The organism is Pseudomonas sp. DC1.2 (genome assembly GCF_034351645.1).
Lineage (GTDB): Bacteria > Pseudomonadota > Gammaproteobacteria > Pseudomonadales > Pseudomonadaceae > Aquipseudomonas.
Genome location: NZ_CP133782.1, coordinates 4949821 through 4966633 on the forward strand (window position 1 = coordinate 4949821; position 16813 = coordinate 4966633).

General features: G+C 54.1%; 29 protein-coding genes. All 29 read right to left on the reverse strand.

The genetic code is table 11. The features are described 5' to 3' along the window. Window positions 1-38 precede the first annotated feature (38 nt). On the reverse strand, window positions 39-1040 hold the full coding sequence (locus RHM68_RS22460) for a DNA-directed RNA polymerase subunit alpha (RefSeq protein WP_003186012.1): 1002 nt from the start codon (window positions 1038-1040) through the stop codon (window positions 39-41). 22 nt (window positions 1041-1062) lie between these two features. Beyond that, window positions 1063-1683, reverse strand: coding sequence for a 30S ribosomal protein S4 (rpsD, locus tag RHM68_RS22465; RefSeq protein WP_003210056.1), 621 nt, complete (start codon window positions 1681-1683; stop codon window positions 1063-1065). An 18-nt stretch (window positions 1684-1701) separates the two neighbouring features. Next, window positions 1702-2091, reverse strand: coding sequence for a 30S ribosomal protein S11 (rpsK, locus tag RHM68_RS22470; RefSeq protein ID WP_002555466.1), 390 nt, complete (start codon window positions 2089-2091; stop codon window positions 1702-1704). A gap of 30 nt (window positions 2092-2121) precedes the next feature. Then, window positions 2122-2478, reverse strand: a complete 357-nt coding sequence (rpsM, locus tag RHM68_RS22475) for a 30S ribosomal protein S13 (RefSeq protein ID WP_003186020.1) — start codon at window positions 2476-2478, stop codon at window positions 2122-2124. A gap of 129 nt (window positions 2479-2607) precedes the next feature. Continuing rightward, on the reverse strand, window positions 2608-2724 hold the full coding sequence (rpmJ, locus tag RHM68_RS22480) for a 50S ribosomal protein L36 (RefSeq protein ID WP_002555468.1): 117 nt from the start codon (window positions 2722-2724) through the stop codon (window positions 2608-2610). A 27-nt stretch (window positions 2725-2751) separates the two neighbouring features. Next, window positions 2752-4080 carry a preprotein translocase subunit SecY gene (gene secY / locus RHM68_RS22485; protein WP_003228718.1) on the reverse strand — a complete coding sequence of 443 codons (1329 nt, stop codon included), beginning with the start codon at window positions 4078-4080 and terminating at the stop codon, window positions 2752-2754. Then, complete coding sequence (gene rplO, locus RHM68_RS22490; protein ID WP_007896782.1) at window positions 4081-4518, reverse strand: 50S ribosomal protein L15; 438 nt, start codon at window positions 4516-4518, stop codon at window positions 4081-4083. 3 nt (window positions 4519-4521) lie between these two features. Then, complete coding sequence (rpmD, locus tag RHM68_RS22495; protein ID WP_003444363.1) at window positions 4522-4698, reverse strand: 50S ribosomal protein L30; 177 nt, start codon at window positions 4696-4698, stop codon at window positions 4522-4524. A 2-nt stretch (window positions 4699-4700) separates the two neighbouring features. Then, a complete protein-coding gene (gene rpsE / locus RHM68_RS22500) occupies window positions 4701-5201 on the reverse strand; it encodes a 30S ribosomal protein S5 (protein ID WP_322219195.1) in 501 nt (166 codons plus the stop codon). A 3-nt stretch (window positions 5202-5204) separates the two neighbouring features. Continuing rightward, window positions 5205-5555, reverse strand: a complete 351-nt coding sequence (gene rplR / locus RHM68_RS22505; protein WP_003186037.1) for a 50S ribosomal protein L18 — start codon at window positions 5553-5555, stop codon at window positions 5205-5207. Window positions 5556-5565: 10 nt separating this feature from the next. After that, window positions 5566-6099 carry a 50S ribosomal protein L6 gene (gene rplF / locus RHM68_RS22510; RefSeq protein WP_322219196.1) on the reverse strand — a complete coding sequence of 178 codons (534 nt, stop codon included), beginning with the start codon at window positions 6097-6099 and terminating at the stop codon, window positions 5566-5568. Between the two features lie 12 nt (window positions 6100-6111). Beyond that, window positions 6112-6504 carry a 30S ribosomal protein S8 gene (gene rpsH / locus RHM68_RS22515; RefSeq protein WP_003186040.1) on the reverse strand — a complete coding sequence of 131 codons (393 nt, stop codon included), beginning with the start codon at window positions 6502-6504 and terminating at the stop codon, window positions 6112-6114. A 208-nt stretch (window positions 6505-6712) separates the two neighbouring features. Beyond that, window positions 6713-7018, reverse strand: coding sequence for a 30S ribosomal protein S14 (gene rpsN / locus RHM68_RS22520; RefSeq protein ID WP_003176414.1), 306 nt, complete (start codon window positions 7016-7018; stop codon window positions 6713-6715). Between the two features lie 13 nt (window positions 7019-7031). Then, a complete protein-coding gene (gene rplE / locus RHM68_RS22525; protein WP_003210069.1) occupies window positions 7032-7571 on the reverse strand; it encodes a 50S ribosomal protein L5 in 540 nt (179 codons plus the stop codon). A gap of 20 nt (window positions 7572-7591) precedes the next feature. Beyond that, a complete protein-coding gene (gene rplX / locus RHM68_RS22530; RefSeq protein ID WP_029299388.1) occupies window positions 7592-7906 on the reverse strand; it encodes a 50S ribosomal protein L24 in 315 nt (104 codons plus the stop codon). An 11-nt stretch (window positions 7907-7917) separates the two neighbouring features. After that, complete coding sequence (gene rplN / locus RHM68_RS22535) at window positions 7918-8286, reverse strand: 50S ribosomal protein L14 (protein WP_002555479.1); 369 nt, start codon at window positions 8284-8286, stop codon at window positions 7918-7920. A 23-nt stretch (window positions 8287-8309) separates the two neighbouring features. Next, the gene (gene rpsQ / locus RHM68_RS22540; protein ID WP_003176419.1) at window positions 8310-8576 is read right to left on the reverse strand and encodes a 30S ribosomal protein S17; all 267 of its coding nucleotides are present in this window, start codon (window positions 8574-8576) and stop codon (window positions 8310-8312) included. A gap of 2 nt (window positions 8577-8578) precedes the next feature. Beyond that, window positions 8579-8770 carry a 50S ribosomal protein L29 gene (rpmC, locus tag RHM68_RS22545; RefSeq protein ID WP_002555481.1) on the reverse strand — a complete coding sequence of 64 codons (192 nt, stop codon included), beginning with the start codon at window positions 8768-8770 and terminating at the stop codon, window positions 8579-8581. Further along, window positions 8770-9183: a 50S ribosomal protein L16 gene (gene rplP / locus RHM68_RS22550; protein ID WP_095080428.1), complete on the reverse strand. Its 414-nt coding sequence runs from the start codon at window positions 9181-9183 to the stop codon at window positions 8770-8772. Before rplP ends, rpmC begins: the two co-directional genes overlap by 1 nt. A 12-nt stretch (window positions 9184-9195) precedes the next feature. Continuing rightward, complete coding sequence (rpsC, locus tag RHM68_RS22555) at window positions 9196-9882, reverse strand: 30S ribosomal protein S3 (RefSeq protein WP_003176422.1); 687 nt, start codon at window positions 9880-9882, stop codon at window positions 9196-9198. Window positions 9883-9895: 13 nt separating this feature from the next. Further along, the gene (rplV, locus tag RHM68_RS22560; RefSeq protein ID WP_003210077.1) at window positions 9896-10228 is read right to left on the reverse strand and encodes a 50S ribosomal protein L22; all 333 of its coding nucleotides are present in this window, start codon (window positions 10226-10228) and stop codon (window positions 9896-9898) included. Between the two features lie 13 nt (window positions 10229-10241). After that, entirely contained in the window at window positions 10242-10517 is a 276-nt protein-coding gene (gene rpsS / locus RHM68_RS22565) for a 30S ribosomal protein S19 (RefSeq protein ID WP_002555486.1), read from the reverse strand. Window positions 10518-10533: 16 nt separating this feature from the next. After that, entirely contained in the window at window positions 10534-11358 is an 825-nt protein-coding gene (rplB, locus tag RHM68_RS22570) for a 50S ribosomal protein L2 (protein ID WP_003176423.1), read from the reverse strand. Window positions 11359-11372: 14 nt separating this feature from the next. Further along, entirely contained in the window at window positions 11373-11672 is a 300-nt protein-coding gene (gene rplW / locus RHM68_RS22575) for a 50S ribosomal protein L23 (RefSeq protein ID WP_002555488.1), read from the reverse strand. Further along, on the reverse strand, window positions 11669-12271 hold the full coding sequence (rplD, locus tag RHM68_RS22580) for a 50S ribosomal protein L4 (RefSeq protein ID WP_007896707.1): 603 nt from the start codon (window positions 12269-12271) through the stop codon (window positions 11669-11671). Before rplD ends, rplW begins: the two co-directional genes overlap by 4 nt. A gap of 12 nt (window positions 12272-12283) precedes the next feature. Then, on the reverse strand, window positions 12284-12919 hold the full coding sequence (gene rplC, locus RHM68_RS22585) for a 50S ribosomal protein L3 (protein ID WP_003186059.1): 636 nt from the start codon (window positions 12917-12919) through the stop codon (window positions 12284-12286). A gap of 80 nt (window positions 12920-12999) precedes the next feature. Then, window positions 13000-13311, reverse strand: a complete 312-nt coding sequence (gene rpsJ / locus RHM68_RS22590; protein ID WP_003186070.1) for a 30S ribosomal protein S10 — start codon at window positions 13309-13311, stop codon at window positions 13000-13002. 151 nt (window positions 13312-13462) lie between these two features. Further along, window positions 13463-14656, reverse strand: coding sequence for an elongation factor Tu (gene tuf, locus RHM68_RS22595; RefSeq protein WP_134423355.1), 1194 nt, complete (start codon window positions 14654-14656; stop codon window positions 13463-13465). 30 nt (window positions 14657-14686) lie between these two features. Further along, window positions 14687-16789 (reverse strand): elongation factor G, encoded by a 2103-nt coding sequence (gene fusA, locus RHM68_RS22600; RefSeq protein WP_322219197.1) that lies wholly within the window; start codon window positions 16787-16789, stop codon window positions 14687-14689. Window positions 16790-16813: the final 24 nt, after the last annotated feature.

Sequence of the window (16813 nt, forward strand, 5' to 3'; positions counted from 1 at the left end):
CATTCCTTACCAAACACAACGTTCGGTGATTACGACGATCAGGCAGTCGCCTTGTCGTCCTTCTTAAGACTTGCAGGCGGCCAGTTGTCGAGGCGCATGCCGAGGGACAGACCGCGGGAGGCCAGAACGTCCTTGATTTCAGTCAAGGATTTCTTGCCAAGGTTCGGAGTCTTCAACAGCTCTACTTCGGTACGCTGAATCAGGTCACCGATGTAGTAGATGTTTTCCGCCTTAAGGCAGTTAGCCGAACGTACAGTCAGTTCCAGATCGTCAACCGGGCGAAGCAGGATCGGATCGATCTCGTCTTCCTGCTCAACAACCACTGGCTCACTGTCACCTTTGAGGTCGACGAACGCAGCCAACTGCTGTTGCAGAATGGTTGCAGCGCGGCGAATAGCCTCTTCAGGATCCAGAGTACCGTTGGTTTCCAGATCAATAACCAGCTTGTCCAGGTTAGTACGCTGTTCGACACGGGCGTTTTCCACCACGTATGCGATACGGCGAACCGGGCTGAACGAAGAATCAAGCTGCAAGCGACCGATGCTGCGGCTTTCGTCTTCATCGCTCTGACGCGAGTCGGCCGGTTCATAACCACGACCACGAGCTACAGTGAGCTTCATGTTCAGGGCGCCGTTAGACGCCAGGTTAGCGATTACGTGATCGGGGTTAACGATCTCGACATCATGATCCAGCTGAATATCGGCAGCGGTAACCACCCCCGAACCCTTCTTCGACAAGGTCAGCGTAACTTCGTCACGGCCGTGCAGCTTGATAGCCAGACCTTTAAGGTTCAACAGGATTTCAATTACGTCTTCCTGTACACCTTCGATGGCGCTGTACTCGTGGAGCACACCGTCAATCTCGGCCTCGACTACTGCACAGCCGGGCATTGAGGACAACAAGATGCGTCGCAGCGCGTTGCCCAGGGTGTGGCCGAAACCACGCTCGAGAGGCTCGAGAGTGATCTTGGCGCGGGTTGGACTGACAACCTGCACATCAATATGGCGGGGTGTCAGGAACTCATTTACCGAAATCTGCATGGATGCACCTATTTTCTAGCCCTTACTTGGAGTAGAGCTCGACAATCAGGCTTTCGTTGATGTCGGCGGACAGATCACTGCGAGCAGGAACGTTCTTGAAAACGCCCGACTTCTTCTCAGTGTCTACTTCTACCCATTCTACGCGGCCACGTTGGGCACACAGATCGAGAGCTTGGACAATGCGAAGTTGGTTCTTTGCTTTCTCGCGAATCGCGACTACGTCACCAGCACGAACCTGGTAAGACGGTACGTTTACGGTTTGACCGTTAACGCTGACGGATTTGTGCGATACCAGCTGACGGGATTCGGCACGAGTAGAGCCAAAACCCATACGGTATACAACGTTGTCCAGACGGCATTCGAGCAGTTGCAGCAGGTTTTCACCGGTTGCACCTTTTTTGCCAGCAGCTTCTTTGTAGTAGCCGCTGAACTGACGCTCGAGAACGCCGTAAATACGACGGACCTTCTGCTTTTCACGCAGTTGGGTGCCGTAATCGGACTGGCGACCGCGGCGTTGGCCGTGGATACCAGGTGCTGCTTCGATGTTGCACTTCGATTCGATCGCGCGCACGCCGCTCTTCAGGAAGAGATCGGTGCCTTCGCGACGAGCGAGTTTGCATTTTGGACCAATGTAACGAGCCATTCTTTACAATCTCCTGGATTACACGCGGCGCTTCTTCGGCGGACGGCACCCGTTGTGCGGGATTGGCGTCACGTCGGTGATGCTGGCGATCTTATAGCCACAGCCGTTCAAAGCACGGACAGCAGACTCACGACCTGGACCTGGACCTTTGACGTTAACGTCGAGGTTTTTCAGGCCGTATTCCAGCGCAGCTTGACCAGCACGTTCAGCAGCTACTTGAGCAGCAAACGGGGTGGACTTGCGGGAACCGCGGAAACCCGAACCACCGGAGGTAGCCCAAGAAAGCGCGTTACCTTGACGGTCGGTAATGGTCACGATTGTGTTGTTAAAAGAAGCATGGATGTGGGCGATGCCATCAACCACTGTCTTTTTAACTTTTTTACGAGGACGAGCAGCAGGTTTTGCCATGATTAATTTCCTGTCGATTCGCTGGGGCGATTACTTGCGGATCGGCTTACGCGGACCTTTACGGGTACGCGCGTTAGTCTTGGTACGCTGACCGCGTACTGGAAGACCACGACGATGACGCAGACCGCGATAGCAACCGAGGTCCATCAAACGCTTGATTTTCATGTTGATTTCGCGACGCAGATCACCTTCAGTGGTGAACTTCGCCACTTCGCCACGCAGCTGTTCAATCTGCTCGTCGCTCAGATCTTTGATCTTTGCGGCTGGGTTTACCCCAGTCACTGCACAAATTTTCTGTGCAGTAGTGCGACCAACACCATAGATGTAGGTCAGCGAGATAACAGTGTGCTTGTTATCTGGAATGTTAACGCCTGCAATACGGGCCATTCAGTGGGACTCCAATTGACAGCTACCTACGCCCCGGAAGCCAAGAAATAGGGCGCGAGATAATATCGCTGTAATAACAAATAATCAACCCGGCAGCGCACTAGCTACCGGGCTTCAAGCGGATCACACTCAGCCTTGGCGCTGCTTGTGACGCGGTTCCGCGCTGCAAATTACTCGAACAACACCTTCGCGGCGAATAATTTTGCAGTTACGGCACAGCTTTTTCACCGATGCACGAACTTTCATCACCAACTCCTCGAACCTTATGGGTACTCAGCGCAACATGCCGCTGCCGTAACCCTTCAGGTTGGCTTTCTTCATCAGGGATTCGTACTGGTGCGAAACGAGGTGGGATTGTACTTGGGACATGAAGTCCATAACAACCACTACGACGATCAGCAACGAGGTCCCGCCAAGATAGAACGGTACGTTTGCCGCTACCACCAGAAACTGGGGTAGCAAGCACACGGCCGTCATGTATAGGGCACCGAACATGGTCAAGCGAGTCAAAACGCCATCAATGTAGCGCGCAGACTGCTCACCTGGACGAATACCCGGAATAAAGGCACCGGACTTCTTCAGGTTTTCCGCTACGTCTTTCGGATTGAACATCAACGCCGTATAGAAGAAGCAGAAGAAAATAATCCCTGCACTAAACAGCAGAATATTCAACGGCTGACCAGGAGCGATCGACTGCGAGATGTCCTGCAGCCAGCCCATACCTTCAGACTGACCAAACCAGGCACCCAACGAAGCCGGGAACAGCAAAATGCTGCTCGCGAAAATAGCCGGAATAACACCGGCCATATTCACCTTCAGCGGCAAGTGGCTGGTCTGCGCAGCGAAAACCTTGCGGCCCTGCTGACGCTTGGCGTAGTGAACAGCAATACGACGCTGACCACGCTCAATGAACACCACAAAACCGATAATCGCTACTGCCAGCAAACCGATGGCAACCAAGGCAAAAATATTGATATCACCCTGACGCGCAGACTCGAAAGACTGCCCTATCGCTCTCGGAAGACCGGCGACGATACCCGAAAAAATCAACATCGAGATACCGTTGCCAACACCGCGCTCTGTAATCTGCTCACCCAGCCACATCATGAACATCGCACCAGCCACAAAAGTGGATACCGCGACGAAATGGAAGCCAAAGTCACCAGTGAACGCAACGCCCTGCCCCGCCAGACCAATGGACATGCCAATAGCCTGAACAAGAGCAAGGACGACAGTGCCGTAGCGGGTGTACTGGCTGATCTTGCGACGGCCAGCTTCACCTTCCTTCTTCAACTGCTCCAGCTGCGGGCTGACGGCGGTCATCAATTGCATGATGATCGATGCCGAGATGTACGGCATGATCCCCAGTGCAAAGATACTCATCCGTTCCAGCGCGCCGCCGGAAAACATGTTGAACAAGCTAAGAATGGTCCCCTCATTCTGTCGAAACAGGTCCGCGAGTCGGTCCGGGTTAATACCTGGAACCGGGATGTGTGCGCCTATTCGGTAGACGATAATCGCCAGGAACAGAAAACGCAGACGAGCCCAGAGTTCAGACATACCGCCTTTGCCGAGCGCAGAGAGAGCACCTTGCTTAGCCATTTATTCCTCGAACTTGCCGCCAGCTGCTTCGATAGCCGCACGCGCACCTTTGGTGGCGCCGATTCCCTTTCCGATGGTAACAGCGCGAGTAACTTCGCCGGACAGCATGATTTTCACACGCTGAACGTTTACGTTGATCACGTTGGCATCTTTCAGAGACTGCACGGTGACGATGTCGCCTTCCACTTTAGCCAGCTCGGACAAACGCACTTCTGCGCGGTCCATGGCCTTCAGGGAAACGAAACCGAACTTCGGCAGACGACGATGCAGCGGCTGTTGACCGCCTTCAAAGCCTGGTGCAATGGTGCCACCGGAGCGGGAGGACTGACCTTTGTGGCCACGGCCACCGGTCTTGCCCAAACCACTACCGATACCACGGCCCGGACGATGCTTTTCGCGACGGGAACCCGGCGCTGGACTCAGATCATTGAGTTTCATCGATTAACCCTCGACACGCAGCATGTAGTAAGCCTTGTTGATCATCCCGCGATTCTCGGGAGTATCAAGTACTTCTACAGTGTGACCGATGCGACGCAGACCCAGACCCTTAATGCACAGTTTGTGATTAGGGATGCGGCCGGTCATGCTTTTGATCAGCGTAACTTTAACGGTAGCCATGATCAGAAGATCTCCTTGACACTTTTGCCACGCTTGGCGGCAATAGACTCAGGAGACTGCATAGCTTTCAAACCTTTAAAAGTGGCGTGAACCACGTTTACCGGGTTAGTCGAGCCGTAGCACTTGGCCAGAACGTTATGAACGCCAGCAACCTCGAGGACAGCACGCATAGCGCCGCCAGCGATGATACCTGTACCTTCAGAAGCAGGCTGCATGTACACCTTCGAAGCGCCATGAGCGGACTTCATTGCGTACTGCAGAGTAGTGCCGTTCAGATCAACTTGGATCATGTTGCGGCGAGCCGCTTCCATTGCCTTCTGGATCGCAGCAGGCACTTCACGTGACTTGCCACGGCCGAAGCCAACACGCCCTTTACCATCACCAACCACGGTCAACGCGGTGAAAGTGAAGATACGGCCGCCTTTAACGGTTTTGGCTACGCGGTTAACTTGAACCAGCTTCTCAATGTAGCCTTCGTCGCGCTTTTGGTCGTTATTTGACATAACTTAGAACTCCAGCCCAGCTTCACGAGCAGCATCAGCCAGCGCCTTGACGCGACCGTGGTACTTGAAGCCAGAGCGGTCGAAAGCCACCTGCGAGACGCCAGCGGCTTTTGCACGCGTAGCGACCAGCTGGCCAACCTTAGTGGCCGCGTCGATGTTGCCAGTGGCGCCATCACGCAGTTCTTTATCCAAAGTCGAGGCACTTGCCAGGACTTTGTTGCCGTCGGCCGAGATGACCTGGGCGTATATGTGCTGCGACGAGCGGAACACGCAGAGACGCACGACTTCGAGTTCGTGCATTTTCAGGCGTGCTTTGCGAGCGCGACGCAGGCGAGTAACTTTTTTGTCGGTCATTTGCTATGCCCTACTTCTTCTTGGCTTCTTTACGACGGACGACTTCGTCCGCGTAACGTACACCTTTACCTTTATAAGGTTCTGGTGGACGGAAACCGCGGATCTCAGCGGCCACCTGACCTACCAGCTGCTTGTCGATACCCCGAATCAGGATATCGGTCTGGCTAGGTGTCTCAGCGGTGATGCCTTGCGGCAGTTCGTAATCCACTGGGTGCGAGAAGCCAAGGGCCAGGTTCAGCACCGTGCCTTTTGCTTGCGCTTTGTAACCAACACCGACCAGCTGGAGCTTACGCTCGAAGCCTTGGCTTACGCCTTGGACCATGTTGTTTACCAACGCACGAGTGGTACCGGCCATTGCGCGAGTTTGTTGATCGCCATTGCGAGCAGCGAAACGCAACTCACCAGCTTCTTCAACGATCTCAACGGACGAATGGATATTCAGTTCGAGAGTGCCCTTGGCACCCTTCACCGAAAGCTGTTGGCCTGCGAATTTTACTTCGACACCGGCTGGCAGCTTAACGGGGTTCTTAGCGACGCGTGACATGCTTATCCCCCCTTAGAACACAGTGCAAAGAACTTCGCCGCCGACACCGGCAGCGCGCGCAGCACGATCCGTCATCACACCTTTGTTGGTGGAGACGATAGACACACCGAGACCGCCACGAACTTTTGGCAGATCATCGACGGACTTGTACTGACGCAGGCCTGGACGGCTAACGCGCTTCACTTCTTCGATGACCGGACGGCCTTCGAAATATTTCAGCTCGATAGACAGCAGAGGTTTGATTTCGCTGCTGATCTGATAACCCGCAATATAACCTTCATCCTTCAGGACTTTGGCTACAGCTACCTTCAACGTAGAAGATGGCATGCTTACGACGGACTTTTCAGCCATCTGGGCATTACGGATTCGAGTTAGCATGTCCGCTAACGGGTCCTGCATACTCATGGGCTAGACGCTCCTAATACAAAAAAATAAGCCTTGCGGCTACTACCTTCGCCGAGAACATCCGCGCGAAAAAAGCACGGGCTCAGGCGAGCCGGGTATTCTAGACACACCCCACAAATGAATCAAGCCCCAATAGGGGCTTGATTCAAGCTCAAGGTCACCGGCGGTCAGTATCTTGCGATCCTGAACGCCGAGACTTTGATAGTGCTTACCAGCTGGCTTTAACCAGACCAGGTACGTCACCACGCATTGCAGCTTCACGCAGTTTGTTACGGCCGAGGCCGAACTTGCGGTAAACGCCGTGTGGACGACCGGTCAGGCGGCAGCGGTTGCGCATGCGCGAAGCGCTTGCGTCACGTGGCTGCTTCTGCAGAGCTACTGTAGCTTCCCAACGCGCTTCTGGACTTGCGTTCAGATCAACGATGATAGCTTTCAGTGCTGCACGCTTTTTGGCGTACTTGGCAACCGTGAGCTGACGTTTCAGCTCGCGGTTTTTCATGCTCATCTTGGCCATTTTCCTACTCCAATCAGTTGCGGAACGGGAATTTGAAAGCACGCAGCAATGCGCGACCTTCATCATCGTTCTTGGCAGTGGTGGTCAGGGTAATGTCCAGACCGCGGAGAGCATCGATCTTGTCGTAGTCGATTTCCGGGAAGATGATCTGCTCTTTTACGCCCATGCTGTAGTTACCACGACCATCGAAGGACTTGGCATTCAGGCCGCGAAAGTCGCGAACCCGAGGCAGGGAGATCGACAGCAGACGATCCAGGAATTCGTACATACGCTCACGGCGCAAGGTCACTTTGACGCCGATCGGCCAACCTTCACGGACTTTAAAGCCAGCGATGGATTTGCGAGCGTAGGTCACAACGACTTTTTGGCCGGTGATCTTTTCCAGGTCAGCAACAGCGTGCTCGATGACTTTTTTGTCGCCGATCGCTTCGCCCAGACCCATGTTCAGGGTGATTTTGGTAACGCGCGGAACTTCCATCACGTTCGAAAGCTTAAGTTCTTCCTTAAGTTTCGGTGCGATTTCCTTCCGGTAAATCTCTTTTAGTCGTGCCATGGTCTTCTACCTAGCAGTGTTCAAGCATCAACCGCTTTTTGGGTCGACTTGAAGACACGAATTTTCTTACCGTCTTCTACTTTGAAACCAACGCGATCAGCCTTGTTGGTTTCGCCGTTGAAAATGGCAACGTTGGAAGCGTGCAGTGGCGCTTCTTTCTCGACGATACCGCCTTGTACGCCCGACGCAGGGTTTGGCTTGGTATGACGCTTAACCAGGTTCAGACCACCGATGACCAAACGGTCATCAGCGAGAACCTTAAGCACCTTACCGCGCTTACCTTTGTCTTTGCCGGCGATCACGATGATCTCGTCGTCACGACGAATCTTTTGCATGTCGGATCTCCTTACAGCACTTCTGGGGCGAGCGAGACGATCTTCATGAACTTCTCGGTACGAAGTTCACGGGTCACTGGCCCAAAGATACGGGTGCCGATCGGCTCTTGCTTGTTGTTCAGAAGAACAGCAGCGTTGCCATCAAAGCGGATAATGGAGCCATCAGCACGACGTACGCCGTGACGAGTGCGGACTACAACAGCAGTCATCACTTGGCCTTTTTTCACTTTACCGCGAGGAATTGCTTCCTTCACGGTAACTTTGATGATGTCACCGATACCAGCGTAACGACGATGGGAGCCACCCAGCACCTTGATGCACATAACACGGCGAGCGCCGCTGTTATCGGCCACATCGAGCATGGATTGAGTCTGAATCATATAATTTCTCCGACCCCTAGTCCTTAGACTTCCACAGCGCGTTCGAGAACATCAACCAGCGCCCAAGACTTAGTCTTGGCCAAAGGACGAGTTTCACGAATAGTGACTTTGTCGCCGATGTGGCACTGATTGGTTTCGTCGTGCGCGTGCAGCTTAGTCGAACGCTTAACGTATTTACCGTAGATCGGGTGCTTAACGCGACGCTCGATCAAAACGGTGATGGTTTTGTCCATCTTGTCGCTGACAACACGGCCAGTCAGCGTACGGACAGTTTTTTCGGCTTCAGCCATGATCACTTACCTGCCTGCTGGTTGAGCACAGTCTTCACGCGAGCAATATCGCGCTTAACTTGCGAGAGCAGATGAGACTGCCCCAACTGGCCAGTTGCTTTCTGCATACGCAGATTGAACTGGTCGCGCAGCAGGCCGAGCAGTTGCTCGTTCAGCTGCTGTGCGGATTTTTCACGAAGTTCATTCGCTTTCATCACATCACCGTCCGTTTAACAAAGGAGGTGGCGAGTGGCAGCTTCGCAGCAGCCAGGGCGAAAGCCTCACGCGCCAGCTCTTCAGTAACACCCTCGATTTCATACAGGACTTTGCCTGGCTGAATCTGGGCAACCCAATATTCCACGTTACCCTTACCTTTACCCATCCGAACTTCGAGTGGCTTTTTGGTTACAGGCTTGTCCGGGAACACACGGATCCAGATCTTGCCGCCACGTTTAACGTGACGGGTCAGAGCACGACGCGCTGACTCGATCTGACGAGCGGTGAGACGACCACGAGCTACAGACTTCAGCGCATATTCGCCGAAGCTGACTTTGCTACCGCGCTGAGCCAAGCCACGGTTGTGGCCAGTCATCTGCTTGCGGAACTTCGTACGCTTTGGTTGCAACATTTGGCGTACCCCTTACTTAGCAGCTTTTTTACGAGGCGCTGGTGCTTGTGGTTTCAGTTCTTCTTGGCGACCACCAATTACTTCGCCTTTGAAGATCCAAACCTTTACACCGATCACACCATAAGTGGTGTGAGCTTCGTAGTTGGCATAGTCGATGTCGGCACGCAGGGTGTGCAGTGGCACACGACCTTCGCGATACCATTCAGTACGTGCGATTTCAGCACCGCCGAGACGACCGCTCACTTGGATTTTGATGCCTTTGGCACCAATGCGCATGGCGTTCTGAACAGCGCGCTTCATAGCGCGACGGAACATTACGCGACGCTCCAGCTGCTGAGCTACGCTCTGCGCAACCAGCATACCGTCGAGCTCCGGCTTACGGATCTCTTCGATATTGATGTGCACAGGCACACCCATTTGCTTGGTCAGGTCCTGACGCAGTTTCTCAACATCTTCACCTTTCTTCCCGATAACGATACCTGGACGAGCAGTGTGGATGGTGATACGTGCAGTTTGAGCCGGACGATGGATATCGATACGGCTTACGGACGCGCTTTTTAGTTTGTCTTGGAGATACTCACGCACCTTCAGATCAGCGAACAAATAGTCCGCATAAGTCCGACCGTCTGCGTACCAGACGGAGGTGTGCTCCTTGACGATTCCCAGGCGAATGCCAATGGGATGTACTTTCTGACCCATCTCTTCGACTCCGTTACTTGTCAGCAACCTTGACAGTGATATGGCAAGACCGCTTGACGATGCGATCAGCACGGCCTTTGGCACGTGGCATGATTCGCTTCAGCGAACGCCCTTCGTTGACGAAAACGGTGCTGACTTTAAGGTCATCAACGTCTGCGCCTTCGTTATGCTCGGCGTTGGCTACGGCCGACTCCAGCACTTTCTTGATGATCTCGGCGGCTTTCTTACTGCTGAAAGCCAACAGGTTGAGCGCTTCGCCCACCTTCTTCCCGCGGATCTGGTCGGCGACCAAGCGGGCTTTCTGGGCGGAGATTCGAGCGCCCGACAACTTAGCGGCTACTTCCATCGTTCCTTACCCCTTAACGCTTGGCTTTCTTGTCTGCCACGTGCCCACGATATGTGCGGGTACCGGCAAACTCGCCCAGTTTGTGGCCGACCATGTCTTCGTTCACGAGAACTGGAACATGTTGACGACCGTTATGCACTGCAATGGTCAAACCGACCATTTGTGGCAGGATCATGGAACGGCGCGACCAGGTTTTCACTGGTTTGCGATCGTTCTTTTCCGCCGCCACTTCGATCTTCTTCAGTAGGTGAAGATCAATAAAAGGACCTTTTTTCAGAGAACGTGGCACTGTCGTATCCCTCTATTTACTTGCGACGACGGACGATCATTTTGTCGGTACGCTTATTACCACGAGTCTTCGCGCCCTTAGTCGGGAAGCCCCATGGCGATACCGGATGACGACCACCAGAGGTACGACCTTCACCACCACCATGTGGGTGGTCAACCGGGTTCATGGCAACACCACGAACGGTTGGGCGAACGCCACGCCAGCGTTTGGCACCAGCTTTACCCAGCGAACGCAGGCTGTGCTCGGAGTTCGAGACTTCACCCAGGGTCGCACGGCATTCAGCCAGCACTTTACGCATCTCACCAGAACGCAGACGCAGGGTCACGTAGACACCTTCACGAGCGATCAGCTGAGCCGAAGCACCAGCGGAACGAGCGATTTGCGCGCCTTTACCTGGCTTCAATTCGATGCCGTGTACGGTGCTACCAACTGGAATGTTACGCAGTTGCAGAGCGTTGCCCGGCTTGATCGGCGCCAAAGCACCTGCGATCAGCTGGTCGCCAGCACTCACGCCTTTAGGGGCGATGATGTAGCGACGCTCGCCATCTGCGTACAGCAGCAGAGCGATGTGAGCAGTACGGTTTGGATCGTATTCAATACGCTCGACAGTGGCAGAGATGCCATCTTTGTCGTTGCGACGGAAATCGACCAGACGATAATGCTGCTTATGGCCACCACCGATGTGACGAGTGGTAATACGACCATTGTTGTTACGACCACCAGTCTTCGATTTTTTCTCGAGCAGCGGTGCGTGAGGAGCGCCTTTATGCAGCTCCTGGTTGACCACCTTGACCACAAAACGGCGGCCAGGGGAAGTCGGTTTGCATTTAACGATTGCCATGATGCACCCCTTCCTTACTCAGCACTGCTGCTGAAATCGAGATCTTGGCCTGGCTGAAGGGAGATAACTGCCTTCTTCCAGTCATTACGCTTGCCCAGACCGCGAGCAGTGCGCTTGCTCTTACCCAGAACATTCAGGGTAGTAACACGCTCTACTTTCACGCTGAACAGGCTTTCGACGGCCTTCTTGATTTCCAGCTTGGTTGCGTCAGTTGCAACCTTGAAAACGAACTGGCCTTTCTTGTCAGCCAGAACCGTAGCCTTCTCGGAAACGTGCGGGCCAAGCAGAACTTTAAATACGCGTTCCTGGTTCATCCCAGCAGCTCCTCGAATTTCTTCACGGCCGACACGGTGATCAACACCTTGTCGTATGCGATCAGACTAACTGGATCGGAACCTTGCACATCACGTACATCGACGTGTGGCAGGTTGCGAGCAGCCAGGTACAGGTTCTGATCAACCACTTCAGACACGATCAAGACGTCAGTCAGGCCCATGCCGGTCAGCTTGTTCAGCAGATCTTTGGTCTTCGGTGCATCAACAGCGAAGTCCTGAACCACAACCAGACGATCAGTACGCACCAGCTCAGCAAGGATGGAACGCATTGCTGCGCGATACATCTTCTTGTTCAGCTTCTGGGTGTGATCCTGAGGACGAGCTGCGAAAGTGGTACCGCCGCCACGCCAGATTGGGCTACGGATAGTACCGGCACGAGCACGGCCAGTACCTTTCTGACGCCATGGGCGCTTACCGCCACCACGAACGTCGGAACGGGTCTTTTGCTGCTTGCTACCTTGACGGCCGCCGGCCATGTAGGCCACGACTGCTTGGTGAACCAGCGTCTCGTTGAACTCGCCGCCAAATGTCAGTTCGGAAACTTCGATCGCTTGAGCGTCATTTACATTTAATTGCATGTCAGCTTCCCCTTAACCGCGAGCCTTGGCTGCTGGACGTACAACCAAGTTGCCGCCAGTAGCGCCAGGAACAGCGCCCTTGACCAACAACAGATTGCGTTCAGCGTCCACGCGCACTACTTCGAGGGACTGCACGGTCACGCGCTCAGCGCCCATATGACCGGACATTTTTTTGCCCTTGAATACACGACCAGGAGTCTGGCACTGGCCGATAGAGCCTGGAACGCGGTGGGACACGGAGTTACCGTGGGTATTATCTTGCCCGCGGAAATTCCAGCGCTTGATCGTACCCTGGAAGCCTTTACCTTTGGACTGACCGGTCACATCAACCAGTTGACCAGCAGCGAAGATTTCAGCGTTGATCAGATCGCCGGCCTGGTACTCGCCTTCTTCAAGACGGAATTCCATTACGGTACGACCAGCGGCAACGTTCGCTTTAGCGAAGTGGCCAGCTTGAGCAGCTGTAACGCGCGAAGCACGACGCTCACCTACAGTGACTTGCACTGCACGATAGCCATCGGTCTCTTCAGTTTTGAACTGGGTGACGCGATTCGGTTCGATCTCAATGACCGTGACCGGAATGGAGACACCTTCTTCGGTGAAAATACGGGTCATACCGCATTTACGACCGACTACACCAATAGTCATGTTGTAAACCTCATGAGTGTACGGGGCTTTCACCCGCTATGGCCGCCCATTTCAGAGCGTTACACGACTAAGACCGAGTCTTAGCCGAGGCTGATCTGCACTTCCACACCGGCCGCAAGATCAAGCTTCATAAGAGCATCAACGGTTTTATCCGTTGGCTGGACGATGTCCAGAACGCGCTTATGAGTACGGATCTCGTACTGGTCGCGCGCGTCTTTGTTGACGTGCGGGGAGACCAGAACGGTGAACCGCTCTTTACGGGTAGGCAGTGGAATTGGACCACGCACTTGAGCACCAGTACGTTTCGCGGTTTCCACGATTTCCTGGGTGGATTGGTCGATCAGGCGATGGTCAAAAGCCTTCAACCTGATACGGATTTGCTGATTTTGCATTGGATTTCAGACTCCGGCTGCTATTCCCAGCGAGCGCAATACGCCCGTTAAAAGGAGGCGCAATTCTATAGAGGGGCCAACCCAGTGTCAACTCAATAAAAAAGCCCCCGCAAGCGGAGGCCGCTGCGGGGGCTTTTTAATCAATCAACGCTTAGGCGATGATTTTGGCTACGACGCCAGCGCCGACGGTACGACCGCCTTCACGAATAGCGAAACGCAGACCATCTTCCATTGCGATGGTTTTGATCAGGGTGACAACCATTTTGATGTTGTCGCCTGGCATTACCATTTCAACGCCTTCCGGCAGTTCGCAGTTACCGGTCACGTCAGTGGTCCGGAAGTAGAACTGTGGACGGTAGCCTTTGAAGAACGGAGTGTGGCGACCGCCTTCTTCTTTGCTCAACACGTACACTTCAGCTTCGAAGGTAGTGTGCGGCTTAACCGAACCTGGCTTGACCAGAACCTGGCCACGCTCAACGTCGTCACGCTTGGTGCCGCGCAACAGCACGCCGCAGTTCTCACCAGCACGACCTTCGTCGAGCAGCTTACGGAACATTTCAACGCCGGTGCAGGTGGTGACAACAGTGTCACGCAGACCAACGATTTCCAGCGAATCCTGAACCTTGACGATACCGCGCTCGATACGACCAGTCACAACAGTACCGCGACCGGAGATCGAGAATACGTCTTCGATTGGCATCAGGAACGGCTTGTCGATAACACGGACCGGATCTGGGATGTAGCTGTCCAGAGTCTCAACCAGTTTACGAACGGCAGTGGTGCCCATTTCGTTGTCATCTTGGCCGTTCAGAGCCATCAGAGCAGAACCGATGATGATCGGAGTGTCGTCGCCCGGGAAGTCGTAAGTGCTCAGCAGATCGCGCACTTCCATCTCAACCAGTTCCAGCAGCTCAGCGTCGTCTACCATGTCAGCCTTGTTCAGGAAGACAACGATGTACGGAACGCCAACCTGACGGGACAGCAGGATGTGCTCACGAGTTTGCGGCATCGGACCATCAGCGGCCGAGCAAACCAGGATAGCGCCGTCCATCTGAGCAGCACCGGTGATCATGTTCTTCACATAGTCAGCGTGACCTGGGCAGTCAACGTGAGCGTAGTGACGGATCAGCGAGTTGTATTCAACGTGCGCGGTGTTGATGGTGATACCACGAGCCTTTTCTTCCGGTGCGCTGTCGATTTTATCGAAAGCAACAGCGGCCGAACCGAAAACTTCGGAGCAGACACGAGTCAGAGCAGCAGTCAGCGTGGTTTTACCGTGGTCAACGTGACCGATGGTGCCAACGTTAACGTGCGGGAGGTCACGTACAAATTTTTCTTTAGCCACGACAATTAACTCCTTGCCTAAAGGGCTGAATCAGCCTTGTTTTTTGGTGACAGCTTCGACGATGTGCGACGGAGCCGTATCATATTTTTTGAATTCCATAGAGTAGCTTGCGCGACCCTGGGACATGGAACGGACGTCGGTCGCATAACCGAACATCTCGCCCAGCGGAACTTCAGCACGAATTACTTTGCCGGAGACCGTGTCTTCCATACCCAAGATCATGCCGCGACGACGATTCAAGTCGCCCATCACGTCACCCATATAGTCTTCAGGCGTAACAACCTCTACTGCCATGATCGGCTCAAGCAACACACCGCCACCTTTGGTAGCCAGTTGCTTGGTCGCCATGGAAGCAGCCACCTTAAACGCCATCTCGTTGGAGTCGACGTCATGGTAAGAACCATCAAAAACGGTCGCCTTCAGGCCGATCAGCGGATAGCCGGCTACAACGCCGTTCTTCATCTGCTCTTCGATACCCTTCTGGATAGCCGGGATGTATTCCTTAGGAACCACACCACCCACTACTTCGTTCACGAATTGCAGACCTTCCTGACCTTCGTCAGCAGGAGCAAAACGAATCCAGCAGTGACCGAACTGGCCACGACCGCCGGACTGACGAACGAACTTGCCTTCGATTTCGCAGTTCTTCGTGATCTTCTCACGATAGGAAACCTGAGGCTTACCGATGTTGGCTTCGACGTTGAACTCACGGCGCATCCGGTCAACCAGGATGTCCAGGTGCAACTCGCCCATGCCGGAGATGATCGTTTGACCAGTCTCTTCATCAGTTTTGACGCGGAAAGATGGATCTTCCTGAGCAAGCTTGCCCAGTGCGATACCCATTTTTTCCTGGTCATCCTTGGTCTTAGGCTCTACGGCAACCGAAATAACCGGCTCCGGGAAGTCCATGCGAACCAGGATGATTGGCTTCTCAGCAGAGCACAGAGTGTCACCAGTGGTGACGTCCTTCATGCCAATCAAGGCCGCGATGTCGCCAGCGCGAACTTCCTTGATTTCTTCACGGGTGTTTGCGTGCATTTGCACCATACGACCCACGCGCTCTTTCTTGCCTTTAACCGAGTTGATCACGCCATCACCGGAGCTCAACACGCCCGAGTAAACGCGAGCAAAGGTCAAAGTACCCACGAATGGGTCAGTAGCAATTTTGAACGCCAGAGCCGAGAACGGCTCGCTGTCGTCTGCATGACGCTCCATTTCAACAGTCTCATCATCCGGGTCGGAACCCTTGATGGCAGGAATGTCTACAGGTGCAGGCAGGTAGTCGATAACGGCGTCGAGAACCAGGGGAACACCCTTGTTCTTGAAGGAAGAACCGCAAACAGCCAGAACGATTTCGCCAGCGATAGTACGCTGACGCAGAGCGCCCTTGATTTCCGCGATGGTGAGTTCTTCACCCTCGAGGTATTTGTTCATCAGCTCTTCGTTGGCTTCAGCCGCAGCCTCTACCATGTTGCTACGCCATTCTTCAGCCAGTTCCTGCAGCTCGGCAGGAATAGCCTCGCGACGAGGAGCCATGCCTTTGTCAGCGTCATCCCAGTAGACCGCTTCCATGTTGACCAGATCGATCTGGCCCTGAAAGTTGTCTTCTGCACCGATAGCCAGCTGAATCGGCACCGGAGTGTGACCCAGACGCTTCTTGATCTGCTCAACTACACGCAGGAAGTTCGCGCCCGCACGGTCCATCTTGTTTACGTAAACAAGACGTGGAACGCCGTATTTGTTGGCTTGACGCCATACGGTTTCGGACTGCGGCTCAACACCCGAAGTACCGCAGAACACAACGACTGCACCGTCGAGTACGCGCAACGAGCGCTCTACTTCGATGGTGAAGTCAACGTGACCCGGGGTATCGATGATATTGAAGCGATACTTGTCGAACTGCTTGACAGAACCCGACCAGAAGGCCGTGGTTGCAGCGGAGGTGATAGTGATACCACGCTCCTGCTCCTGCACCATCCAGTCCATGGTCGCGGCGCCGTCATGCACCTCGCCCATTTTGTGGTTTACGCCAGTGTAAAAAAGGACGCGCTCGGTGGTGGTGGTTTTACCAGCATCCACGTGAGCAACGATACCAATGTTACGGTAGCGGTTAATCGGAGTAGTACGAGCCATAAAGCCCTCGCAAAATTAGTGACG